Source organism: Actinomadura sp. NPDC000929 (assembly GCF_040492065.1).
Classification (GTDB): domain Bacteria; phylum Actinomycetota; class Actinomycetes; order Streptosporangiales; family Streptosporangiaceae; genus Spirillospora; species Spirillospora verrucosospora.
On sequence record NZ_JBEUPA010000138.1, the window covers coordinates 1 to 23,582 of the forward strand.

Here is a 23,582-nt window from a genome sequence, read left to right on the forward strand (position 1 = left end):
CGCGCTCGTCCTGCCCGCCGCGGCCGCCGCGCTCATGCGCACCGCCGCGTCCCGGCGGACCGAGGCGCGGGCGGTGCGCGCCGCCGAGACCGTGGAGCTGCTGCACGGCGCCCCCGACCTGGTCGCCTTCGGGCGGGTGGACGAGCAGCTCGGCCGGATCGGCGCCGCCGACGCCGCCCTGGCCGGGATCGCGCGCCGCGACGCCCGCACCGCGGGCTTCACCTCGGCGTCGGTCACCCTGCTCACCGCCGCGGCGACGCTCGCCGTCCTCGTCGTGGGGCTGAACGCCGCCCATCGGGGCGCGCTGCCCGGAGTCCTGCTCGCCGCCCTCGCGCTGGCGGCCGCCGCGGCGTTCGAGGCCGTCCGGCCGCTGCCGGAGGCGGCCCGCGACCTGCTCACCGCGCACGGCGCCGCCGCCCGGCTGGGCGCGCTGACCGCCCGTCCGGCGCCCGCCGCCGACCCGCCCCGCCCGCTTCCCGCGCCGCGCGGAGACCTGCTCCGGATGCGCGGCGTGCGCGCCCGCCACGCCGGGTCGCCCTGGGTGCTGGACGGCGTCGACCTCGATCTGCGCCCGGGCGAGCGGGTCGCGCTGCTCGGTCCGAGCGGCGCGGGCAAGAGCACGCTCGCGCACCTGCTCGTCCGGTTCCGCGACCCCGACGAGGGCGCCGTCACCCTCAACGGCCACGACCTGCGCGACTACGCGCAGGACGACGTCCGGCGCGCGGTCTGCCTGGTCGACCAGCACGCCCACCTGTTCGGCACCACGATCCGCGCCAACGTCGCGCTCGCCCGGCCGGACGCCGCCGAACCCGAGATCGTCGACGCGCTGCGCCGCGCCCGCGTCTGGGACTGGGTCTCCGGCCTCCCCTGCGGCCTGGACGCCCACGTGGGCGAGCACGGCGCCCGCGTCTCCGGCGGCCAGCGCCAGCGGATCGCGCTGGCCCGCGCCTTCCTGTCCGGCGCGCGGCTGCTGGTCCTGGACGAGCCGACCGCCCACCTCGACCCCGCGACCGCCCGCGACCTGCTCACCGACGTTCTGCGTGACACGTCCGGGACGGGGATCCTGCTCATCACCCACACACCGCCGCCGCCCGGAACCGCGGACCGGGTCCTGCACCTGCGGTCGGGCCGCCTCCAGGAGGCGGGCGCCGGAGGAGAGGACCCGTAGTCAGGGTGCGGCGTCGGGGTCCCGCCGCCGAGCGTCGCTCAGCACCTCGTCCAGATCGCCGAGGCGGTCCAGCTGCTTGACGGCGCGGGCGGTGCGGTGGTTGTGAGCCAGCCGCTCGCGGTGGCGGTGGACGAACTCCCAGTACCCGGCGGTGTAGGGGCAGGCACGCTCCCCCGTGCGTTCGGTGGGCCGGTACACGCAGGGGCCGCACAGGTCGCTCATGGTGTTAATGTAGGCGCCGCCCGAGGTGTACGGCTTTGTGGTGATCCGGCCGCCGTCGGCGTACTGCGACATGCCGATCACGTTGGTCAGCATCACCCAGTCGTAGCCGTCCACGAAGCAGCGGTGGAACCAGTCCGTCACCGCCGCCGGGTCCCAGCCGCGCTGGAGGGCGTGGTTGCCCAGGATCATCAGCCGGGGGATGTGGTGCACCCAGCCCCGGTCGCGGACCTGCGCCAGGGTCGTCGAGAGGCAGCGGGCCCGGACGGCGCCGGCGTCCAGTTCGGCGAACCAGCCCGGCAGCGGCGCGTCGTGGCCCAGGGCGTTGGACTCGCGGTAGCGGGGGCCGAAGTGCCAGTAGAGGTTCCACATGTACTCGCGCCACCCGGCGACCTGCCGGACATAGCCCTCGACGGAGTTGAGCGGCGCGTCGCCCGCGCGGAAGGCGGCCTCGGCGGCCTCGACGCACTCGGCCGGGTCGAGCAGCCCGAGGTTGAGCGACGCTGACAGCAGGCTGTGGCTCATGGCCCAGTCCTCGGCCAGCACCGCGTCCTCCCACAGGCCGAAGGTGGGAAGGCGCTTCTCCACGAAGGCGCGGAGGGCGCGCCGGGCCTCGGCGCGGGCGGCCGGGAAGAGCCTCGGGCCGTCCCGGCCGACGAACGAGACGTCCCCGCTCCGCTCCCAGCGGTCCAGGTCGGCCCTGACCCGCTCGTCGATCTCGTCTTCGCGCGGGCGGTAGGGGGCGGGCACCGGCAGCCTCGCCTCGCCCTTGGGCGGGGGCTCGCGGTTCTCCCTGTCCAGGTTCCATTTCCCGCCCACGGGCTGGTCGCCGTCCATCAGCAGGTCGTGGTCCTGGCGCACCTGCCGGTAGAAGCCCTCCATCCGCAGCCGCCCGCCGGCGGACTCCGCCCACCGGCCGAACGCGTCCGGCTGGACGAGGAAACCGCGCGGCGGAAGGACCTCCACCTGCCGGAGGCCCCGCACGAAGGCGAGGGCCGCGTGGGACGTGGGGTGGTGGACGGTCACCGGGGCGCCGCCCACGGCTCGTTCCAAGCCGTCGCGGTACGTCTCCGCCTGGACGTAGCGGACGCGGTCCCCGAGTTCGGCCGCGCGGTGCCGCATCGCGGACAGGACCAGGTGCGCCTTGGCGCGGTGGAAGCGGCGCCGCCGGAAGACCGCCCGCGACTCGATCATGACGATCTCGGCGTCCGGCCGCAGGAAGTGCGGGCCCAGCTGGTCACCGAACAGCCAGTGGAAGCGGGCGGCCGAGCGGTCCTTCGAGCGGTCGTGGGCCACGCGGATCCTCCCCCTGGACGCCCGGACTCCCGCTCAGTGTGGTGCACGGCCCGTCGCGCACGAAGGCGGCGCGCGACGCCGTCCGTTACGGGCGGACTCACGAAGGTCCGGCGACCTGCGGACTTTCGTCCCTAATCGGACGCAGGCCCGCTGTACAGGCTGTCTACATGAAGCCGGACGAGACAATCGCCAGCGAGACCCTGCGTCGGCTCTGCTCCGAAGGGCCGGTGACCTCGGTCTACTTCAACCTGACCGCGCCTCCCGGGGAGGAGGACGCCGCGCTGCGCTGGGAACGCCTGGCCAGACGGCTCCGCGCGCAGGGGGCCGACGGCGCCGTCGTGGAGGCGCTGGGCCGGCTGGTCGCGAGGGCGGAGCCGGGGTCCGGAACGCTCGCCGCGTTCGCCTCCGACGGCGACCCGGAGCCCGTCGGGGTCGAGATGCCGGACGCGCGGCAGCCCGATCTCGCCGTCCGCGGGCCCGTGCCGCGGCTCCTGCCGCTGCTGGCGTGGCTCCAGGAGCGTCCGCCGTACGTGCTCACCCTGGTCGACCGCAAGGGCGCCGACATCGAGACGTGCCGGGGCGGGACGAGGACCGCGACCACGAGGACGATCGACGGCCCCGACGACGAGATCGTGCGCAACGCGCCGGGCGGCTGGTCCCAGTCGCGCCACCAGCACCGCGCCGAGGACTCCTGGGAGCACAACGCGACCAGGGTGGCGCACGCGCTCGCGGACGACCTCGCGGAGACCGGCGCCCACGTGCTGCTCGTCGGCGGCGACGTGCGCGCCGTGCAGTACCTCACCAAGCACCTTCCCGAGGGCGTCCGCCATGAGGTGTCCGTCGGCCACGTCTCCGGAGGGCGGAACCGGGACGGCGCGCGGCGGCGCCGCCAGACGCAGGTCCGGGACCACGTGACCCGGTGGGCGGACGACGAGACCCGCGGGCTGCTCGAACGGCTGGACGAGGCGCGGGGCCCGTCCGGCCTCGCGGTGGAGGGCGCGGCCGCCACCCTGCGGGCGCTGGCCCGCGGCCGGGTCGGCACGCTGCTGGTCGCCGACGACCCCGCCGACCGGCGGACGGCCTGGTTCGGCCCCGCGCCGACGCAGGTGTCCGACCGGCGGGCGACCTTCGCCGAGTCGGGCGGGGGGCCGGTGGAGCACGGCCGGCTGGCGGACGTCGCCGTCCGCGCCGCGGTGCTCACCGGAGCCGAGGTGCGCGTCCTCGATCCCGGGGCGCCGGACCTTCCCGCGCAGGGCATCGGCGCCCTGTGCCGCTATGCCTGAACTGCCGGGACCTCCGAGGCTCCGCGGCCAGGGTGAGGGGACGGATGTGCCATGCGCGTCAACGACGAGGTGGGAGCCCTCCTGGACGAGTACGCCGACCTGCTGGCGATCACCGGCGGGGAGGCGTTCAAGGTGCGCGTCTACCAGAAGGCGGCCCGGTGCTCGACACCGGGTGCCTGCACGGCCTGGCCGGCTTCGGAGCCAGGACCGAGGAGAACCTGCGGCACGGGATCGAGATCCTGGACAAGGCGGAGCAGCGGGTGCCGCTCGGGACGGCGATGGAGCTGGCCGAGACCATCGTCGCCGGCCTGGCGGCGGTCGCCGGCTGCGAGAGCTGCGCGTTCGCCGGGTCCTTGCGGCGCATGAAGGACACGGTCGGGGACATCGACGTGCTCGCCACGTCCGACCGCCCGGCGGAGCTGATGCGGTCCTTCACGGCGCTGCCGCTGGTCGAGCAGGTCATCGCGGCCGGGGACACCAAGACCTCCATCAGGACCGGCTCCGGCCTCCAGGTGGACCTGCGGGTGGTGCCGCCCGAGGACTGGGGCGCGGCCCTGCAGTACTTCACCGGATCCCGGGCGCACAACATCCGCACCCGGGAGATCGCCGTCCACGCCGGGCTCAAGCTGTCGGAGTACGGGCTGTTCGACGTCGAGAGCGGAGCCAAGATCGTGTCAGCGGCGGAAGAGGAGGTGTACGCCAGGCTCGGCCTGCCGTGGATCCCGCCGCCGCTGCGCGAGGACGGCGGGGAGATCGAGGCGGCGCTGCGCGGGGAGCTGCCCGACCTGGTCGCCGAGACCGACGTCCGCGGAGACCTGCACACCCACACCGACCTGTCCGACGGGCTGGCCGGCCTGCCGGACATGGTCGCCGCCGCGGCGGCGCGCGGGTACTCCTACTACGCCGTCACCGACCACGCGCCGGGCCTGGCCATGCAGCGGATGACCGACGAGAAGACGCTGGCGCAGCGCGAGGAGGTCCGCGCGCTGGACGGCCGGTGCGGCGGCATGCGGGTGCTGCACGGCACCGAGCTCAACATCGACCCCGACGGCGGCGTGGACTGGCCCGCCGGCTTCCTCGCCGGGTTCGACGTGTGCGTCGCCTCGGTCCACTCCCACTTCGACCAGCCGAGCGAGCGGATGACGCGGCGGCTGGTGCGCGCCTGCGAGAACCCCTTCGTCGACGTCCTCGGCCATCCCACCGCCCGGCAGATCGGCCGGCGCCCGCCGGTGGAGGCCGACTGGGACGAGGTGTTCGCCGCGTGCGCGCGCACCGGCACCGTCCTGGAGATCGACTCGTCTCCCGACCGGCTCGACCTGCCCGCCGAGCACGTCCGCCGCGCCCGCCGCCACGGCGTCAGGTTCGCCGTCGACACCGACGCCCACGCCGTCCCCCACCTGGCGCATCTGCGCTACGGCATCGGCACGGCGCAGCGCGGCTGGCTCACCGCGGGCGAGGTCGTCAACACCTGGCCCGCGGCCGAGCTGATCGCCTTCCTGCGGGCGCACCGCCCGTCCTCGTAGCCGCCGGACCTGCGGAAACACGTCCCACCTGGGGACCTTCGTCCCTGCCGCGGCGCGCTCGGGCGGCGGCACGCTGGAATGGTCCGTGTTCGCCGAGACCGCTCTGGAGCCGTTGCGATGACGTTCACAGGGATACAGGGGCTGGATCGGAGCATCGACACCACCAACCGGTGGATCGCCGATGTGGCCGAAGCGTTCGGTACCGAGGACCGCCGGTTCGCCTACCGGGCGCTCCGCGCCTGGATGCACACGCTGCGCGACCGGCTGACGGTCGAGTCGGCGGCGCATCTGGCCGCCCAGCTGCCGGAACTGCTGCGCGGGGTGTACTACGACGGGTGGAGCCCAGGCCACGTGCCCCGCAAGTACGACCTGCGCGAGGTCATCGTCCACTACGCCGAGCAGGCGCGCATCGGACGCGACGACGTGCCCAAGACGGCGGCGGTCGTCACCGAGGTCGTGTCCTCCAAGATGGCGCCGGGAGGCGTCGAGCAGGCGCTGTGGAAGCTGCCCGAGGAACTCCGCAGGCTGTTCCAGCCGGGCGGCGAGCCCGAGGAGCGCGCCGCGGCACGTTCCGGGGCCCGCGCGTCGGCGCCCCGGGCGGTCATGTGAGGCCGGTCAGCGCAGGGAGGCGAGGAACCAGTCCCTGGCGTGCGCGGTCACTGCCTGGAGGGCGCCCGGCTCCTCGAACAGGTGGGTGGCGCCCGGCACGACCGTCAGCCGGTTCTGGCAGCGCATGCGCCGCTGGGCCCGCTGGTTGAGGCCGAGCACCTGCCGGTCCTCACCGCCCACGATCAGCAGCGTGGGGGCGCGGACGTCGCGGAGGCGGCGTTCGGCCAGGTCCGGGCGCCCGCCGCGGGAGACGACGGCGAAGACGTCGGCGCCGGGCTCGGCGGCGGCCCACAGCGCCGCCGCCGCGCCGGTGCTCGCGCCGAAGTAGCCGACGCGGGCGCCGGCGGTCTCCGGCCGGTCGCGGAGCCAGCCGGTGGCGGCGACGAGCCGGGCGGCGAGCATGCCGATGTCGAAGACGTTGCCGCGGTCGAGCTCCTCCCCGCCGGTCAGCAGATCGAACAGCAGCGTGCCGAGGCCCGCCCGGTTGAGCCCGGAGGCGACCAGCCGGTTCCGCGGACTGTGCCTGCTGCTCCCGCTGCCGTGCGCGAACGCCACCACGCCCCCGGCCCCCTCGGGGACGGTGAGATGCCCGGTGAGCTCCACGAACCCGCCGTCGATCCACACCTCCTCGTCGACGGCCGGCGGATCGTCCGCATCAGGATCGGATGCCCGGGACGAGCCGGTGCCTCCACCAGGCTCGGCGCCGCCGCCGGGGTTGGTCGCCCCGCCCGGATGGACGGCCCCGCCAGCGTCGGCGGCTCCGCCTGAGCCGGCGGCTCCGTACGGGCTGACCCAGCCGAGTTCCGAGGCTGCCCCGGGGTTGGTGGCTCCGCCGGGGTGGGAGGCACCGGAGGGGTTCGCGGTTCCGGGAGGCTCGGCGGTTCCGGCCGGGTCGGAGTCGTTCCGGGCGTTGGGCGGCGGCGTCGCGGCGCGTTCCAGGAGCTCGACCACCTCGCCGTCGGACGTCTGGCCGAACTCGCGGTACCACTGGCCGACGGCGTGGAAGAGGTCCGGCTCCAGGAGGCACACCACGTCGTCGGCGACCCGGCGCAGGCCGGCGAGGGTGTCGGGTGAGCCGACGGGGACCGCCAGGACCACGCGGCGGGCGCCCTGGGCGCGGGCGACCTGGCAGGCGGCGCGCGCGGTGGCGCCGGTGGCGACGCCGTCGTCCACGACGACGGCCGTGCGGCCGCTCACCTCGGCACGGGGGCGGCCGCGGCGGAAGCGTTCGACGCGGACGTCCAGTTCGGCCTGCTCGCGCCGTCGCGCGTCGGCCAGGTCGGCCTCGCCGAGGCCCGTGAGACGGACGATCTCGTCGTTGACGATCAGAACGCCGCCCTCACCGATGGCGCCCATGGCCAGCTCGGGCTGGAACGGCACGCCCAGCTTGCGGACGACGATCACGTCCAGCGGCGCGCGCAGCCCCCGGGCGACCTCGAACGCGACGGGCACCCCGCCGCGCGGCAGCCCCAGCACGACGGCGTCCGAGTCGCGCAGATCGTCCAGCCGCTCGGCCAGGCGCCGTCCGGCGTCGGCGCGGTCGTCGAAGTCCAGCATCGTCACCTCCCGGGTTCGGGTGCGGGCACCACCGCCACCGGGCAGCGGGCCTCGTGGAGCGCGACCTGGGGCACCGGTCCCAGGAGCATCGGGGGCGGCGAGCCGATCCCCCGGACGCCGACGACCAGCATGGCGGCGCCGTGGGTGGCGCTGACCAGGGCCCGCCGCGGGGAGTCCAGGACGAACCTGGTCTCGATCAGCACCTCGGGGTGCCCGGCCCGCCACGGCGCGACGGCCCGCTCGAAGCGCGCGATCGCCTCGTGCCTGATGGCCTGCGGATCGATGAAGGGCACCCGGTCGGGTCCGGGCAGGGTGGCCGGGTCCCACCAGGAGCAGACCGCCGTCACCGGGTCGTGGTGCAGCGCGGCCTCCTCGACGGCGAAGCCGAGCGCAGCGTCGCCGGCCGGCGAACCGTCCACGCCTGCCACGATCCGTCCGCCGTCCAGCCGCGCGGGCGAACGCACGACGACGACCGGGCAGGACGCCTGGGCCGCCACCTGGACCGCGGTGGAGCCCACCGGGAGCCCCTGGAACCCGCCGTGGCCGCGCGAGCCGACCACGACGATGACGGCGCCGCGGGACGCCCTCAGCAGCGCGCCCGCGGCCGACCCCTGCTCCAGGCACCAGCGGACCTCCAGGTCGCCGGCGAAGGCGCGGGCCTTGCGCACGCCCTCGTCGGCCACGATCGCGCCCTCGCTCCGGACGACCTCCAGGGTCTCCTCGTCCGCCGGACGCATCGGGTAGGGCCAGTGCCACACATGGCAGACGGTGAGGGCGAGGCCGCGGAGCCGGGCCTCTCCCGCCGCCCACCGGAGCGCGTGCTCCGCGGCGGGCGACCCGTCGTAGCCGATCAGGATGGAGCGCATCCGGTTGTGGTCCTCCATCGACCGTCTCCCTCCTCTACCGCGAGGGTGTTTCCATCCTCACCGAACGGAAACGCCCAGGTAGAAGCGGTTTCGGAGGTCGCGATGGCGGCGCGCTGGGAGTTCTGGATCGATCGCGGCGGCACGTTCACCGACGTGGTCGCCCGGCGGCCGGACGGCGCGCTCGTCACCCACAAGCTCCTCTCCGAGGACAGGGACCGCTACCAGGACGCCGCCGTCGCCGGCATCAGGCACCTCCTCGGGGTCGCGCCCGGCGCGCGCGTCCCGGCGGAGCTGATCGCGGGCGTGCGGCTCGGCACGACGGTGGCGACGAACGCCCTGCTCGAACGGACGGGCGAGCCGACCGTCCTGGTCATCACCGAGGGCTTCCGCGACGCGCTGCGGATCGCCTACCAGAACCGGCCGCGCATCTTCGCCCGGGAGATCATCCTGCCCGAGCTCCTCTACGCGCGGGTCATCGAGGCGAGGGAGCGGATCGACGCGCACGGGCGGGTCCTGGTGCCGCTGGACGAGGCCGCGGTCGAGCGCGAGCTGCGCGCCGCCTACGACGACGGGTTCCGTTCGGTCGCGATCGTGTCGATGCACGCCTACCGGCAGCCCCTCCACGAGATCGCCATCGGGCTGATCGCGCGCCGGATCGGCTTCCCCCAGGTCTCGGAGTCGCACGCGACGAGCCCGCTGATGAAGCTGGTCTCGCGCGGCGACACCACCGTCGTCGACGCCTACCTCTCCCCCATCCTGCGCCGGTACGTGGACCAGGTGTCCGCGGAGCTGGAGGGCGCACCGATCATGTTCATGCGGTCCAGCGGCGGGCTCACGGAGGCGCACGCGTTCCGCGGCAAGGACTCGATCCTGTCGGGTCCGGCGGGCGGCATCGTCGGCATGGCGCGCACGTCGGCCGCGGCGGGCTTCCACCGCGTCATCGGCTTCGACATGGGCGGCACGTCCACCGACGTCTCGCACTACGCGGGCGAGTTCGAGCGCCGGTACGAGACGCAGGTGGCGGGGGTGCGGATACGGGCGCCGATGCTGAGCATCCACACGGTCGCGGCCGGCGGCGGCTCGGTGCTGCGCTTCGACGGCGGCCGGTACCGGGTGGGCCCCGACTCCGCAGGCGCCGACCCCGGGCCCGCCTGCTACCGGCGCGGCGGCCCGCTCACCGTCACCGACGCCAACGTGATGCTGGGACGGATCCGGCCCGAGCACTTCCCGCGCGTCTTCGGCCCGGACGGCGACCGGCCCCTCGACGCCGCGGTCGTGCGGGACCGCTTCGCCGCCCTGGCCGGCGGGATCGGCGACGGCCGCCCGCCCGAGGACGTCGCCGCCGGGTTCCTGCGCATCGCGGTCGCGAACATGGCCAACGCCATCAAGAAGATCTCCGTCCAGCGCGGCTACGACGTCACCGGGTACGTGCTGGCCACCTTCGGCGGGGCGGGCGGCCAGCACGCCTGCGCGGTCGCCGACGCCCTCGGCATGCGCCGGGTGCTCGTCCATCCGCTGGCGGGGGTGCTGTCGGCGTACGGGATGGGCCTGGCCGACGTCACGGCCATGCGGGAGCACGCGGTGGAGGAGCCGCTGGGCGAGGACCTGCTGCCCGAGCTGGACGCGATCCTCGGGAGCCTGGAGCGCGACGCGCGCGATGAGCTGCGGGGCGAGGGGACGGACGCCGGGCACGTGGCCCACCGCGCCCACCTGCGCTACGCGGGCACCGACACCGCCCTGCCGGTGCGGGCCGGGACGGTGGAGGCGATGGTCGCCGAGTTCGAGGAGGTCTACCGGCGCCGCTTCTCCTTCCTCATGCGCGACAAGCCGATCGTCGTGGAGGCCGTGTCGGTCGAGGCGGTGAGCGACGGCGACCGGGCGGCCGAGACGCCGGTCGCCGGGGCCGGCGAAGGTCCGGCCGAGGCGGAGCGCGTCCCGATGCACGTCGACGGCGCGTGGCGCGACGTCGACCTGTACCGGCGGGAGCGGCTGCGGCCCGGCGACGCGGTCCGGGGCCCGGCGATCATCGTGGAGGCCAACGCCACGACGGTCGTCGACCCGGGGTGGCGGGCCGCGGTGAACGACCTCGGGCACCTGCTCCTGGACCGGGTGGCGGCCCGGCCCGGCGGGCGCGCCGTCGGCACCGGGGCCGACCCCGTCATGCTGGAGATCTTCAACAGCCTGTTCATGTCGATCGCGGAGCAGATGGGCGTCCGGCTGCGCGCCACCGCGCACTCGGTCAACATCAAGGAGCGGCTGGACTTCTCCTGCGCGGTCTTCGACGCGGGCGGGGGGCTCATCGCCAACGCGCCGCACATCCCCGTCCACCTCGGCTCGATGGGGGCGTCCATCAGGGAGCTCGTCGAGCGCCGCCGCGCCGCCGGGGGCATGCGTCCGGGCGAGGTCTACGTGCTCAACGACCCCTACCACGGCGGCACCCACCTGCCGGACGTCACCGTCGTCACGCCGGTCTTCCTCGGGGACGTCGAGTCCGGGGCGGCCGCGGACGAGGCCGCCGAGATCTCCTTCTTCGTCGCGTCCCGGGGCCACCACGCCGAGATCGGCGGCATCACGCCGGGATCGATGCCGGCCTTCAGCACGCGGGTGGAGGAGGAGGGCGTCCTGATCGACAACTGGCTGCTGGTCGAGGGCGGCCGGCTGCGGGAGGACGCGACGGTCGGGCTGCTGACCTCGGCGCCCCACCCGTCCCGCAACCCGCTCGACAACCTCGCCGACCTGCGCGCCCAGATCGCCGCCAACGAGAAGGGCGTCGGCGAGCTGCGCGACATGGTCCGCCACTTCGGCCTGGACGTCGTGCACGCCTACATGCGCCACGTCCAGGACAACGCGGAGGAGGCGGTCCGACAGGTGATCACCGCGCTGCGGGACGGCTCGTGCGCCTACGAGCTGGACGACGGCGCGGTGATCGAGGTCGCGGTCCGGGTCGACCGCGGCGCGCGGACGGCGGAGATCGACTTCACTGGCACCTCGCCCCAGTCGGCGGGGAACGCCAACGCGCCCTCGTCGGTGGCGATGGCCGCGGTGCTGTACGTGTTCCGCACGCTGGTGGCCGAGGACATCCCGCTGAACGCGGGGTGCCTCACGCCGCTGCGCGTCACGATCCCGCCGGGCTCGATGCTCGCGCCGCGGTATCCGGCGGCCGTGGCGGCGGGCAACGTCGAGACCTCCCAGGCCGTGACCGGCGCCCTGTACGCCGCGCTGGGGGTGATGGCCGAGGGCTCCGGCACGATGAACAACGTCACCTTCGGCAACGAGCGCCACCAGTACTACGAGACGGTGGCCGGCGGGTCCGGCGCCGGCGACGGCTTCGACGGCGCCGACGTCGTCCAGACCCACATGACCAACTCCCGGCTCACCGACCCCGAGGTGCTGGAGTGGCGCTACCCCGTCCTGCTGGAGGGCTTCGAGATCCGGCGCGGGAGCGGCGGCGCGGGGCGGTGGCACGGCGGCGACGGCGGACGGCGGCGCATCCGCTTCCTCGAACCGATGACGGTCACCACGCTGTGCAGCCACCGGCGGGTCCCGCCGTACGGGATGGCCGGCGGCGGGCCTGGCGCGCTGGGCCGGCAGTGGGTCCAGCGCGCCGACGGCTCCGTGGCGGCGATGGAAGGCCGCGACTCCCTGCACGTCGGCGCCGGGGACGTCTTCGTCATCGAGACGCCCGGCGGCGGCGGCTACGGCGCGGCGTGAGCCCTCGCGGAGCAGTATTCGGCGGTCACCGCCTGCTCGGTGAGCCGGACCTGGTTGACGGCGTCGGTGGTGAAGACGAACGACATCGAGTGCCGGCCGCCTCGCGTGCTGCCCGTCCAGGTCTCCCAGCCGTCTAGCGTGCCGCCGTTGCCGTACACCTTCACGCCGCACGGCGGCGTGGCGATGACCGCCCCGAGTCCGTAGCGGAACATGTCGCTGCCGGGGTAGGGCTGCGACCCGGGGACGGGACGCAGCATCGCCCGCAGGAGCCGTCCGGGCAGGAGCCGTCCGCCGAGCAGGGCGGAGTCGAACCGGTCGAGGTCGCCCACCGTGGAGATCATGTCGCCCGTGGCGCGCGCGAAGGTGGTGTTGACCTCGGTGGTGTCCCTCAGCTCCGCCGGGTCGTCCGCCACGGGCGTGTACCCGTGCAGGTGCGGGCCGCGGATCCGCGGGTTCGTGCCCGGGAAGTAGGTACTGCGCAGGTGCAGCGGACGGATGATCCGCCTGTTGATCTCGCGGACGTACGTCCGCCGGGTGACGCGCTGGATGATCATGCCGAGCAGCACGTAGTTGGTGTCGGAGTAGTGCCAGGAGGTCCCGGGCGGGAAGTCGGGCGGGAGCTCCAGCCCCGCCTCCGCCAGTTCGCGCAGGGTGAAGTCGTGCCGCGGGTCGGTGACCGCGATCTCCTCGATGCGGGGGTTGTCGGTGTAGTCGGCGATGCCGCTCGTGTGGTCGAGCAGCATCCGCACAGTGATCTTGTCGCCCTGGTAGCCGTTGCCCTCGACGACGCCGGGGATCACCTGGTCGACGGTGTCGCTCAGGCGCAGCCGCCGTTCGGCGACGAGCTGCAGCACCACGGTCGCCACGAAGATCTTGGTGATGCTGCCGACCCGGAACTTCATGTACGCCCGCGGCGGGCGCCGGGTCGTGAGGTCGGCCACCCCGCTGGAGAGGTTCAGGATCCGGTGCGGCGTGCGCGACTGCGCGAGCGCGCCCGGGGCCCCCTCCCGCACGGCCTCGTCCAGAACGGCCTGGAGGGCCCTACCTGACCCGCCGCCACCGGTCTCGCCCGTCGGCCGGACCGCCGCCGCGTTGCCGGCGGCGCTCACCGCGACCGTGAGGGCCAGGGCGGCGGAGGCGATGCTCCCGGCACGCGTGCATGTCCTTAGAGTCATCATGTTGTCACTCTAAGTGATGACATGGTGACCTGCCGTGCGCGGAGTGACCGCGGATTCCCCTCCGGACCCGGCGTCGGCGGAAGGCCCGCAGATTAGGGATATGGGCCGGATAAACGCCATTCGACCGACCTCGATGCAAGGTTTACCTTTTCCGGGCGGTGACCAGAGATCACGAATGGAAAGATCACCTCAGGCCGCACATCGTGGGGCCCGCATCGTTCCACCTTTTGCGAGGTCGGCAGATATGTTAATTCTCCGCGCCGGTAAACTCCCGGCATTCGTCGCCGCGCTGGCGCTCGGCGTGGGCTCGCTCACGCCGTCGCCCGCGTCCGCCCGGCCGTCCGTCCCCGGGAACGAGCGGGCGGTGGTGCGGGCGCTCGACCGGGGCGCGCATCCCCTGCTGACCACCGAACCGACCGACGACACGCGCGACCTGCACGCGCTCGGCCGGATGATCGGCGACACCCCCGTGGTGGGGCTGGGCGAGGCCACCCACGGAACGCACGAGTTCTTCAGCCTCAAGCAACGCGTCTTCGAATACCTGGTCAAGGAAAAGGGATTCACGACGTTCATGCTGGAGCTGAACTGGGGCACCGGGCTCCGGCTCAACGAGTACGTCCTGCGCGGCAAGGGCGATCCGGCCGCGATCATGCGGCAGGAGTTCCAGCAGAACTACCGCCTGTTCGCCAACGAGGACTACCTGCGGCTCATCAGGTGGATGCGGCACTACAACACCGAGCACCCGAAGCGGCCCGTGCGGTTCATGGGCGACGACGTCTACTTCACGAACATCGTGATCTTCCAGGAGATCTTCCGGTACGTGCGCGAGCGCGGCCGCCCCGATCTCATCCCGAAGCTCAGGGCCCTCTACGACGGGCTGATCCCGACCACCGACCTCAACACCTGGGAGCGGCGGTACGACGCCAAGCCCAGGCGGGAGCGCCTGAGGGTGCAGCGCCAGGCGGCGCAGGCCCTGCGGCTGGTCGAGAGCCTGCGCCGGGGCGCGCCCCGGGAGGCCGCGGAATGGGCCGAGCAGCAGGCGAACGTCGCGTTCTGGATCGCCAAGACGCACGCCGCCGAGGACTTCTCGGGACCGCGCGACGAGGCCATGGCGCTGAACACCGTGTGGTGGTACCGCCATATGAAGAGCAAGACCCTGCTCTCCGCCCACAACGCCCATGTCGGGTACCTGGGAGAGTTCCCGCCGCACACGTTCAAGCGGCAGGGAACCTGGCTGCGCCAGATCCTCGGCTCCCGCTACCTCGCCATCGGCGGCAGCTTCTACAAGGGGACGTTCACGGCGCTCGACGAGAACACCGGTTACATCCGGAGGTTCACCGTGGGCCCGCCGCCGCCGATCAACGCCGAGCAGGTGCTGAACCGCGTGCCCTTCCCCAAGTACTACCTCGACATGCGCACCGTGGACCAGCCGGCGCGCTCGTGGCTGAGGCAGGAGCACCAGGTCCGGTACATCACGGCGGTGTACTCGCCGACGGCCGTGGAGGAGAACGACATCACGCAGTCGTTGGGGCTCACCTACGGCCTCCTGGTGGAGCTGCGCGACACCACACCGTCCAACCTGATCCCGGGGATCCCGCTCGGGCCGGGTCACTAGGGTCCGCGGGCGGGCCGGGTCCCGCGGGGCCCGGCCCGCCCGGCGTCTGTGCGGGCCCCCGGCGAGGGACCCGGCGCCTCACCCGCGCATCAGCAGGGCCTCCAGGGACCGCCCGTGGTGCAGGCGGGCGACGGCGTCGGCGATCAGGGGGCCCACGGACCGCACCCGGAGCGGCGCCGCCCGCGCCCCGCCCGCCGGGAGCGTGTCGGTGACCAGCAGGCACCGGATCGGGAGCCGGCCGAGCCGGTCCCACGCGGCCTCCACGAGCGGCCCGTGCGCCGCGGCCACGGCGATGTCGGGCGCGGCGCCGTGCGCCAGCAGGACGCGCACGGCCGCCTCGATCGTCCCGCCGGTGCTGATCATGTCGTCCACGATGACCGCGGGCCGGCCCTCCACGTCGCCGACCAGTTCCTCCGCGTGGACGCTCTCGCCGCTCAGCCGCGTCTTGCGCACCACGGCGACCGGACGCCCCAGCAGCCGCGCGTAGTGCTCGGCCGGCTTGACCGCGCCGAGGTCGGGCGCCACGAGCACGGCCTCGTCCGGCGTCAGCTCCGCCAGCCCGTCCGCCAGGAGCGGGACGGCCGTCAGCATCTCCACCGGAACCGGGCTCATGGCCTCCAGGGCGACGGTGTGCGGCTCCACCACGACGAGCCGGTCCGCCCCGGCCGAGGCCAGCGCGCCGAGCGCCACCCTGGCGCCCACCGCCTGCCCCGCCCGGCCCCGGCGGTCCTGCCGGGCGTACCCGAAGTACGGGACGACCGCGGTGACCGCCCCGGCGCCGGCCCGGCGGCACGCGTCAACGAGAAGCAGCAGCTCGACCAGATGGTCGTCGACGGCGGGGCCGGTGGGCTGCACCACGTAGACGTCCCCGCCCTGGACGCCGTGCACGACCGGCCGCAGCTCGCCGTCCGGGAACCTCTCCACGTCGCAGGGCGCCGGGCGGAGGCCCAGCACGGCCGCGACGGCGGCGGCGAGGCCCGGATGGGCCGTCCCCGCCACGATCCGGGTCGGCATCGTGCTCCTGTCGGACATCGCCCTCCCGTCGGACATCGCCCTCCCGTCGTCGGCCGCTCGTCCCGGTTCTTCCCCTCCCTCGACCGGATAGCCCAACTCACCACATACCGGCCGACCTGCAGGAATATGGACCTTTGGCCCTGGTGGCGTCCCGAGGCCCCCTCGCACGATGGAATCGACGCGACGTGAGGGGGACACGATGCGAGCCAGCGAAGGCGACCGGTTGATCGTTCACGGACACCACGTGGGCGAGGCGGCCCGCAGGGCCGAGATCCTCGAAGTGCACGGGCGGGACGGGGAGCCGCCCTACCTGGTGCGGTGGGACGACGGCCACGAGAGCACGTTCTTCCCGTCCTCGGACTCCACCATCGAGCACCAGCCGGCCGAGTGGGCGAAGCGCTAGAACGACGGGGGGACGCCATGGACGGGGCGACGACCGCTCCCGAGGTGACCGTGGAACGCCGGGGAAAGGTGCCGGAGGGCGCCGCCGACTACGCGCGCTCCAAGGTGAGCGCCGTGTTCCGGCACGCGCCGGAGCCGGTGCTGTTCGCGCGCGTGAAGCTGATCATGTCGCCGGAACCGGCGGGGCCGCGTCCGGCGACGGCCCAGGCCAACCTGGACCTCAACGGGCGGCTGGTCCGGGCGCAGGTGGCGGCGCCGAGCATGACCGAGGCCGTCGACCGGCTCCGCGACCGGCTGCTGAACCGGCTCGACCGGATCTCCCGGCACTGGGAGGCCCGCCGCGGCGCCTACCCCACGAGCCCTGCGACGGGCCCGCACGAGTGGCGCCACGGCGCCGAGCCGACGCACCGTCCGGACTACTACCCGCGGCCCCCGGAGGAGCGGGAGGTGATCCGGCACAAGTCGTTCACGCTGACCGCGGAGACGCCCGACGAGGCGGCCTTCGACATGGAGGTGCTCGACTACGGGTTCCTGCTGTTCACCGACATCGAGACCGGCGAGGACAGCGTGATCTACCCCGCCGACCACGGCTACCGGCTGGCGCAGGCGACGCCGCGCGAGCGGACGGGCGCGCCCCGCGCCATCCCGCTGACGATCAGCCCGCGCCCCGCGCCCACGCTGACCGCCGAGGGGGCGATCGAGCATCTGGAGGCGACCGGCCGGCGCTGGGTGTTCTTCCGCGACGCCGAGACCGGGCGGGGCAACGTCCTCTACCACCGCTACGACGGGCACTACGGCCTGATCGTCCCCGCGTAGCGCGGGCGCCCACCAGGTGGCCGGAAATCCCCCGCCATCGGGTCTTGCGGCGCCCACCACCCCTGCCTACTATCCAGTAACCAAAATCTGAATACGGTGATGTTCGAATTTGGGCGGATTCCTCAGCGGCCCGCAAGGCACGCGGAAGAGTTCCGCACCCCCGCCCCTCTGGGCTACCCCCACCCCCCGGGAGAGCAAGCATGCACGCTGCGACCACCCCCGCCCGCCCCAGACCGCACCGTCGCCTGCGGAGCATCGCCGCCGCGGCCGTCCTGGCCGCCGGCGCCCTCGCCCCCGCCGCCGGCGCGACCGCCGCGCACGCCGCCGCCCCCCTGCGCGAGGTGATGTTCGTCGGCAACAACTGGGAGGGCACCGCCGACGTCATCAAGTCCAGCGGCGACTTCGCCAGGATCGGCCGGGTGAACGTCGTCCCCGACAAGAGCCAGCGCCTCACCGCGATCTACCTCAACCCGATCAACCTGGCCGTCTTCCTGGGCATCCGGGCCACCGCCGGCGAGGGCCACGACCAGCTCGTCGACGACCTGTACTCCACCCCCGACGGTTCCGCCCTGGTCGCCTCGCGGCCCAGCTTCGGCGACGTCGTCTCCATCGACCTGACCACGGGGAAGGTCCGGTGGCGCTTCGCCGTCTCCGGCTACCGCGCCGACCACATGTCGGTCTCCCCCGACGGCACCAAGGTCGCGGTGTCGGCCTCGCTCGGCAAGGTCGTCCACGTCCTGGACATCACCACCGGCAAGCAGCTCGGCTCGTTCGCCACCGGCGACAAGCCCCACGAGAACATCTTCACCAGGGACGGCCGGTACATCCTCAACATGTCCATCGGGAACGTCGAGACCGACCTCGACGACCCGTCCCAGGACTGGACCAAGGGCGACCGGCACATCACCGTCGCCGACGCCTCCACCTACAAGGTCGTCAAGACCATCGACATGCGCTCGCGCCTGGACGCCTTCGGCCGCGAGGACCTCTCGAACGCGATCCGGCCCGCGGTGCTGTCCCCCGACGAGTCGAAGCTGTACTTCCAGGTCTCGTTCTTCAACGGCCTCGTGGAGTACGACATGGCCACCGACAAGATCACGCGCGTGAAGACCCTGCCGAAGAACCCGGCGACCAGCGACGACCGCACCACCTTCGTCAACGACTCCCGCCACCACGGCCTGTCGATGAGCCCCGACGGGAGCAGGCTCTGCGTCGCCGGGACCATGGACGACTACGCCACCGTCGTCAACCGCTCCACCCTCCAGGAAGGCCCCCTCGTCACCGCGTCCAAGCCGTACTGGGCCACCGTCAGCGGCGACGGCCGCGCCTGCGTCATCTCCGAGAGCGGCGCCGACCAGGTCACCGCCATCGACTTCGGCACCGGCCAGAAGATCACCTCGGTCCCCGTCGGCGACCACCCGCAGCGCGTCCGCCTGGCCCGCATCCCGTCCACCTGGACCGGCACCACCGGCTGACCCCACCCCGGCCCGCCCTGCAAGGGCGGGCCGGTCGCGGAGGCCGGGGTGCCCGGTGTGGCGGGAGGCGGTCAGGACGCCCGGGCGACGGCGTGCCCCTGCAGGATGGCCGTGAAGCGCTCGTCGGCGCGGTCGAGCTGGCCGGTGATGTGCTGTTTGATCCGCTCCTTGAGCGGGGTGTCGGGGCGGTTGATCAGGTCCTTGAGCTCCGGGACCAGCGGGCGGTACTTGCGGGCCAGCTTGCGGAGCTTGGGGCCGGTGGTGTGGATCAGGCCGACGCCGTTGTCGGTGAAGTCGGAGACCTTGATGATGCGGGCGGCCGGGTGGCGTTCCAGGCTCTCGACGACGTGGGCGCGGTACTGGGCGTGGACGTCCCCGCCGCGGTCGTAGACGGGGTTGGTCACGGCGCCGACGAGTTCGGCGACGCGCGGACCGAACTCGGCGGACAGGACGCCGAGCGCGGCCTCCGCCGGGTCGGCGTGGCCGTCTCCCGCCAGGTCGGCGGGGTGGTCCTCGACGGAGTCGTGCATGAGCGCGGCGACGAGGAGGTCCGCGTCGTCCGTCTCGTAATGGCACATGATGCGCAGCGTCACCCGGAGCAGGTGGTTGACCACGGGCTCGCGGACGCGGCGGTCCTGCCGGTGCAGGTCGCCGGCCAGCGCGAGCGCCGTGCTCAGCCGCCGCCAGTCGGGTTCCCGGAACCGCAGGATCTCGCGGGAGAACCGGTCGCGGAGTCCGGCCTCGCCGTACACCTCGGTGATCGTGTGGAGCGGAAGAGTCTGCAGATAGCTGGGCACCGTGTTCCCCTCTCGCGGGAGGTGCGCCCGTCCGCGGGCCGGAGGGGCGTTCCCGCGTACCGGTCCGACGCCGTACGCGATCATCCGGTTCCGTCGTTCTCGCAGGTCGCGGGCAGTCGCCCCCGACCGGTCGAAAGAATTATCGAGTCGAGCGATGAGTTCTCCGGGCGGCGCGGGTCTACCCCGGCATGACGACGATGCGAGAGCACGCAAGCGGCGGGCTGCCGGAGACCGCGCCCGGCCGTTCCCGGACGCCCGCCGTGATCCGGCTGCTGGTGCTGGCCACCTTCGTGGTGATCCTCAACGAGACGGTCATGATCAACGCGATCCCGCGGCTGATGGCGGACATGGACGTCACCGAGCAGGCGGCGCAGTGGCTCTCGACCGCCTTCATGCTGACCATGGCCGCGGTGATCCCGGTGACGGGGTGGTTCCTGCAGCGGGTCACCACCCGCCGCGCCTACGCCACCGCGATGGGCGTCTTCCTCGCCGGGACGGCGCTGGCCTCGGTCGCGCCGGTGTTCGAGGTGCTGCTGCTCGCGCGGGTCGTCCAGGCGACCGGCACGGCGGTGATGATGCCGCTGCTGATGACGACGCTGATGACCGTGGTGCCCGAGGAGGACCGCGGCCGCGTGATGGGCAACGTGACCATGGCGATCTCGGTCGCGCCGGCGATGGGCCCGGCGGTGTCGGGCCTGATCCTGCAGCTCGGCTCGTGGCGGCTGCTGTTCGCGGCGGTGCTGCCGGTCGCGGCGCTGATCGCCTGGCGCGGCCTGGCGCGGCTGGAGAACGTCGGGGAGCCGCAGGCCGGCACCATCGACTGGTTCAGCGTCGCGGCCGCCGCCCTCGGGTTCGGCTCCCTGGTGTACGGGCTGAGCAGGTTCGGGCAGGGCGGCGCGCTGGTCCCGGCGTCGATCGTCGCGTTCGGGGCGGTCGCGATCGCGGTGTTCGCCTTCCGCCAGCTCCGGTTGCAGCGCCGCGACGTCCCCCTGCTGGACCTGCGCGTCCTGCGGCACCCCGTCTACGCCCTCTCGCTGCTGCTGATGGCCCTGGGCTTCATGGCGATGATGGGGTCGATGATCCTGCTGCCGATCTACCTGCAGAACCTGCGCGGCCTCACGCCGCTGGAGACGGGCCTGCTGATGATGCCCGGCGGGCTGGCGATGGGGCTGCTCGGCCCGGCGGTGGGCCGGCTCTTCGACCGCTTCGGCGGGCGGGTTCTGATCATCCCCGGGGCGGTGGGCATCGTGCTCGCCCTGGGCGGGTTCACCCAGATCTCGGCGACGATGCCGTACTGGCAGGTGCTCGGCCTGCACTCGCTGCTCATGGTGTCGCTGGCGGCGGCGTTCACGCCGGTGTTCACCCTCGGCCTCGGGGCGCTTCCCGCCCCGCTCTACTCGCACGGCAGCTCGATGCTGGGCACCCTCCAGCAGGTCTCCGCGGCCTTCGGCACGGCACTGGTGGTGACCGTGATGGCGGGGCGCGCCGAGAGCCGGATGGCCGACGGGGTCGCCGCCGCGCTCGCCCAGCTCGACGGGATGCGGCTGGCGTTCGTCATCAGCGCCGCACTGTCCCTGGCGATGGTGGGGGTCGCGTTCCTGCTGCCCAAGCGGGTGAAGGCGCCCGAGGCGCCGGAAGCGCCGGAAGCCGCCGACCGCGTCCTGGAGCCCGCCGCCCTCTGAGCGGGTGGCGCCTGCGCGACGGACAACGCCTGCCGAACGGGCCGATGGTGAGCCTTGCTCTCGCCTCGGCCCGTTCGGCGTGGGGCCGCCTTACAGGTAGTGGCGCAGGACCAGGTCGGCGGGATAGGGGTCCAGGTAGGTCTGCTGGGTCAGGTAGTCGAGGCCCTCGCCCATGGCGTGGTGGCGCAGGAGGGCGATGGGGACGCTGAGGGGCGCCTGTCCCCGGCGGTACGTGTCGATGGCGGCCAGGAGGTCGTGGCGGCGGGTGTCGTCGAGGTGGTCGCTGAGCATCCCGAAGACGTGCTGGAGCGCGTTCATGTGACGGCCGCGCTTGGGACGGACGGCGAACGCCGCGCTGAACGCGTGCCGGTACTCGGCCTCCAGCTCGTCGCGCGAACGGGTCCCCGCCTGGGCGACGATCCGTCCGAGCGCCTGGTAGGCGGACGGGTCGTGGGCGAGGATCTGGAGCTTGTGGCGGCTGTGGAAGGCGACGAGGTCGCGGGGCCGCCAGTCCGCGCCGAAGAGCTCGCGGAGCCTGGCGTGCGCGAAGATCCGCTCGATGAAGTGCTCGCGCAGGACGGGGTCGCGCAGCCGGCCGTCCTCCTCGGCGGGCAGGTCCGGGAGCGCCTCGCGGACGAGGTCGGCGAACACCCCGCGGCCCCGGCGGTCGACGGGCTGGTCGTCGGTGCGCTCACCGGGCTTGCCGGAGGAGTAGCGCGGCAGGCGGAACAGCCCGCAGGAGGGCGAGCGCGACTTCAGCACGTAGCCGTCCAGGACCTCCAGCTGGGGGACGCGGGTCTCGGCGAGCGCGGTCATCGCCGCGGTGTGGTCGGCGGAGCCGTCCTTGGCGACGAGGTGCCCGTCGGTGAGAAGCCGCAGCGTGGGACGCGGGGTGCCGAGGCCGATCTCCATCTCCGGGCAGACCGGGACCCAGTCGACGTGCGGGTCCAGGACGTCGGTGAGGAACCGGTCGCGGCTGTGGCCGCCGTTGTAGCGGACCGGGGCGCCCATCAGGCAGCTCGACACCGCGAGGCGGGGGCGCGGGTACGGGCCGGCGGCGGTCACAGGAGCTCTCGCATCCGGCGCAGGCCGCGGGCCGTGCGCGCCTTGACGGTGCCCAGCGGGACGGCCAGCCGGTCGGCGATCTCCGTCTGCGTCAGCTGCCCGAAGTGGGCCATCACGATCGCCTGCCGCTGCGGCAGCGGCAGGACCGCGAGGGCGTCCCGGACGTCGCAGGCGGTCTCCACGGACGGCGAGGCGTCGGGCGTCCGCGCGGCCGGCAGCTCCGCGTGGTCCTCCAGGGGGAGCGTCCGGCGGTAGTGGCGGGCCTCGGCGCGGAGCTGGTCGATGGCGCGCCTGCGGGCGATGGCGAGGACCCAGGGCTCCAGGGCGCGCGCGGTGTCGAAGCGGCGGCGCGACCGCCAGACCTCCAGAAAGACCAGCTGGACGACGTCGTCCACGGCGTGCCGGGGCACGAGCCGGACGACGTGGCGGCGGACGAGCGGGCCGAGCGAGGTGTAGCACTCGGCCAGCGCGGTCTCGTCCCCGCGTGCGAGCCGCTCTCCCAGGTTCATGAGCTGGGCCTTTCCCGAGGGAATCGTTTCAAAACTTGTTCATAGTCGATTCCGTGGGCGGCGTCGAGCCCGACACGGCGAAGGGCGATGCGGGGACGCGGCTTTCGCGGCCTGTCAGGGCGCCGCGGGACCGTCCAAAATCTCGGTGACGGCTTGGGAAAGGCTTGTCACGAGGCGGGCGGCGTCCGGCAGCCGGTCCCGCCTCCAGCCCGGCCCGCCGACCAGGAGCCGCACCGCGGGACGGGTGCCCGGAAGATCGGCCAGCCAGTCCGGGTCGCCGGTCTCGGCGATCTGCGACCAGACGAGGACGGCGCCCGGCCCCGTGCGCCGGATCGCGGCGGCGAGGGCGCTCGCGGGAACCCGCGCCCCCAGCAGGCTCGCCGCGACGCCGCCCTGCGCCAGCGCGGCGGTCAGCGCGTACAGGGGCAGGCTGTGCTGCTCCTCCGGCGCGCAGGCGAGCAGGACGGGCCGGACGTTCACCGGCCGCGCGGGCGGCGGCACCTCCGCGAGGCCGCCGAGCACCACCGTGGACAGCAGGTGCTCCACCTCGACGCAGCCGCCGCCCGCCGCGTGCTTGCGGCCGATGCCGACCAGGACCGGGGCCATCAGCCCGTCCCAGGCCCGCACGACCCCGTCCCGCGCGATCGCGGTCCGGACCGCGTCGGTCATGGCGGGGACGTCCAGCGACATCGCCGCGCGGGCCAGGCCGCGCACCTCGGCGGTGTCCGCTCCGGCGGGCGCCTCCCCGACGGGCACGCGGTTGCCGCCGGCGCCGTGCCCGCGCGGCCGGCGCGGCG

19 protein-coding genes are annotated in these 23,582 nt (G+C 73.8%); 10 read left to right on the forward strand and 9 right to left on the reverse strand.

The window, feature by feature from the left end; translation table 11 throughout:
• On the forward strand, positions 1–1,168 hold a 1,168-nt coding region (gene cydC / locus ABWI04_RS33630), incomplete at its 5' end, for a thiol reductant ABC exporter subunit CydC (protein WP_353834941.1).
• Here cydC and ABWI04_RS33635 read toward each other — a convergent pair.
• A complete protein-coding gene (locus ABWI04_RS33635; protein WP_353834942.1) occupies positions 1,169–2,683 on the reverse strand; it encodes a cryptochrome/photolyase family protein in 1,515 nt (504 codons plus the stop codon).
• Between the two features lie 167 nt (positions 2,684–2,850).
• Between ABWI04_RS33635 and ABWI04_RS33640 the strand changes: the two genes are divergently transcribed.
• The 3 genes from ABWI04_RS33640 (at position 2,851) to ABWI04_RS33655 (ending at position 6,098) form a co-directional block, all read left to right on the forward strand.
• Positions 2,851–3,966 carry a baeRF2 domain-containing protein gene (locus ABWI04_RS33640; RefSeq protein WP_353834943.1) on the forward strand — a complete coding sequence of 372 codons (1,116 nt, stop codon included), beginning with the start codon at positions 2,851–2,853 and terminating at the stop codon, positions 3,964–3,966.
• A 158-nt stretch (positions 3,967–4,124) separates the two neighbouring features.
• The gene (locus ABWI04_RS33650; protein ID WP_353834944.1) at positions 4,125–5,489 is read left to right on the forward strand and encodes a DNA polymerase/3'-5' exonuclease PolX; all 1,365 of its coding nucleotides are present in this window, start codon (positions 4,125–4,127) and stop codon (positions 5,487–5,489) included.
• Positions 5,490–5,606: 117 nt separating this feature from the next.
• Complete coding sequence (locus ABWI04_RS33655; protein WP_345183493.1) at positions 5,607–6,098, forward strand: DUF2267 domain-containing protein; 492 nt, start codon at positions 5,607–5,609, stop codon at positions 6,096–6,098.
• Between the two features lie 6 nt (positions 6,099–6,104).
• On the opposite strand, the gene ABWI04_RS33660 is transcribed toward ABWI04_RS33655, so the two are convergent.
• Together ABWI04_RS33660 and ABWI04_RS33665 are read right to left on the reverse strand one after the other, a co-directional pair.
• The gene (locus ABWI04_RS33660) at positions 6,105–7,655 is read right to left on the reverse strand and encodes a phosphoribosyltransferase family protein (RefSeq protein ID WP_353834945.1); all 1,551 of its coding nucleotides are present in this window, start codon (positions 7,653–7,655) and stop codon (positions 6,105–6,107) included.
• 2 nt (positions 7,656–7,657) lie between these two features.
• Positions 7,658–8,539 carry a universal stress protein gene (locus tag ABWI04_RS33665; RefSeq protein ID WP_353834946.1) on the reverse strand — a complete coding sequence of 294 codons (882 nt, stop codon included), beginning with the start codon at positions 8,537–8,539 and terminating at the stop codon, positions 7,658–7,660.
• An 84-nt stretch (positions 8,540–8,623) separates the two neighbouring features.
• Here ABWI04_RS33665 and ABWI04_RS33670 point away from each other — a divergent pair, with 84 nt between their 5' ends.
• A complete protein-coding gene (locus tag ABWI04_RS33670) occupies positions 8,624–12,232 on the forward strand; it encodes a hydantoinase B/oxoprolinase family protein (protein WP_353834947.1) in 3,609 nt (1,202 codons plus the stop codon).
• Here the strand turns inward: ABWI04_RS33670 and ABWI04_RS33675 are convergent.
• Complete coding sequence (locus ABWI04_RS33675) at positions 12,217–13,410, reverse strand: serine hydrolase domain-containing protein (protein WP_353834948.1); 1,194 nt, start codon at positions 13,408–13,410, stop codon at positions 12,217–12,219. The two genes, ABWI04_RS33670 and ABWI04_RS33675, sit on opposite strands and share 16 nt — an antisense overlap.
• A gap of 244 nt (positions 13,411–13,654) precedes the next feature.
• Between ABWI04_RS33675 and ABWI04_RS33680 the strand changes: the two genes are divergently transcribed.
• Positions 13,655–15,025 (forward strand): erythromycin esterase family protein, encoded by a 1,371-nt coding sequence (locus ABWI04_RS33680; protein WP_353834949.1) that lies wholly within the window; start codon positions 13,655–13,657, stop codon positions 15,023–15,025.
• A 78-nt stretch (positions 15,026–15,103) separates the two neighbouring features.
• Here the strand turns inward: ABWI04_RS33680 and ABWI04_RS33685 are convergent, their stop codons facing one another.
• A complete protein-coding gene (locus tag ABWI04_RS33685) occupies positions 15,104–16,057 on the reverse strand; it encodes a ribose-phosphate diphosphokinase (RefSeq protein ID WP_345183507.1) in 954 nt (317 codons plus the stop codon).
• 181 nt (positions 16,058–16,238) lie between these two features.
• Here ABWI04_RS33685 and ABWI04_RS33690 point away from each other — a divergent pair, with 181 nt between their 5' ends.
• The 3 genes from ABWI04_RS33690 to ABWI04_RS33700 all read left to right on the forward strand — a co-directional run bounded on the left by ABWI04_RS33690 (position 16,239) and on the right by ABWI04_RS33700 (position 18,732).
• Entirely contained in the window at positions 16,239–16,442 is a 204-nt protein-coding gene (locus tag ABWI04_RS33690) for a DUF1918 domain-containing protein (protein WP_179845602.1), read from the forward strand.
• Positions 16,443–16,459: 17 nt separating this feature from the next.
• A complete protein-coding gene (locus tag ABWI04_RS33695) occupies positions 16,460–17,257 on the forward strand; it encodes a sigma 54 modulation/S30EA ribosomal C-terminal domain-containing protein (RefSeq protein ID WP_345183510.1) in 798 nt (265 codons plus the stop codon).
• Between the two features lie 200 nt (positions 17,258–17,457).
• Positions 17,458–18,732: a YncE family protein gene (locus ABWI04_RS33700; RefSeq protein ID WP_353834950.1), complete on the forward strand. Its 1,275-nt coding sequence runs from the start codon at positions 17,458–17,460 to the stop codon at positions 18,730–18,732.
• 71 nt (positions 18,733–18,803) lie between these two features.
• Here the strand turns inward: ABWI04_RS33700 and ABWI04_RS33705 are convergent, their stop codons facing one another.
• The gene (locus ABWI04_RS33705) at positions 18,804–19,529 is read right to left on the reverse strand and encodes an HD domain-containing protein (protein ID WP_353834951.1); all 726 of its coding nucleotides are present in this window, start codon (positions 19,527–19,529) and stop codon (positions 18,804–18,806) included.
• Between the two features lie 197 nt (positions 19,530–19,726).
• Between ABWI04_RS33705 and ABWI04_RS33710 the strand changes: the two genes are divergently transcribed.
• Positions 19,727–21,211 carry an MDR family MFS transporter gene (locus ABWI04_RS33710; protein ID WP_345183518.1) on the forward strand — a complete coding sequence of 495 codons (1,485 nt, stop codon included), beginning with the start codon at positions 19,727–19,729 and terminating at the stop codon, positions 21,209–21,211.
• Between the two features lie 90 nt (positions 21,212–21,301).
• Here ABWI04_RS33710 and ABWI04_RS33715 read toward each other — a convergent pair whose 3' ends face one another.
• From ABWI04_RS33715 to ABWI04_RS33725, 3 genes are all read right to left on the reverse strand, one after another.
• On the reverse strand, positions 21,302–22,276 hold the full coding sequence (locus tag ABWI04_RS33715) for a YbgA family protein (RefSeq protein ID WP_353834952.1): 975 nt from the start codon (positions 22,274–22,276) through the stop codon (positions 21,302–21,304).
• Positions 22,273–22,785 (reverse strand): RNA polymerase sigma factor, encoded by a 513-nt coding sequence (locus tag ABWI04_RS33720; RefSeq protein WP_345183522.1) that lies wholly within the window; start codon positions 22,783–22,785, stop codon positions 22,273–22,275. The genes ABWI04_RS33715 and ABWI04_RS33720 overlap by 4 nt, the downstream gene beginning before the upstream one ends.
• 114 nt (positions 22,786–22,899) lie before the next feature.
• On the reverse strand, positions 22,900–23,582 hold a 683-nt coding region (locus ABWI04_RS33725), incomplete at its 5' end, for a B12-binding domain-containing protein (protein ID WP_353834953.1).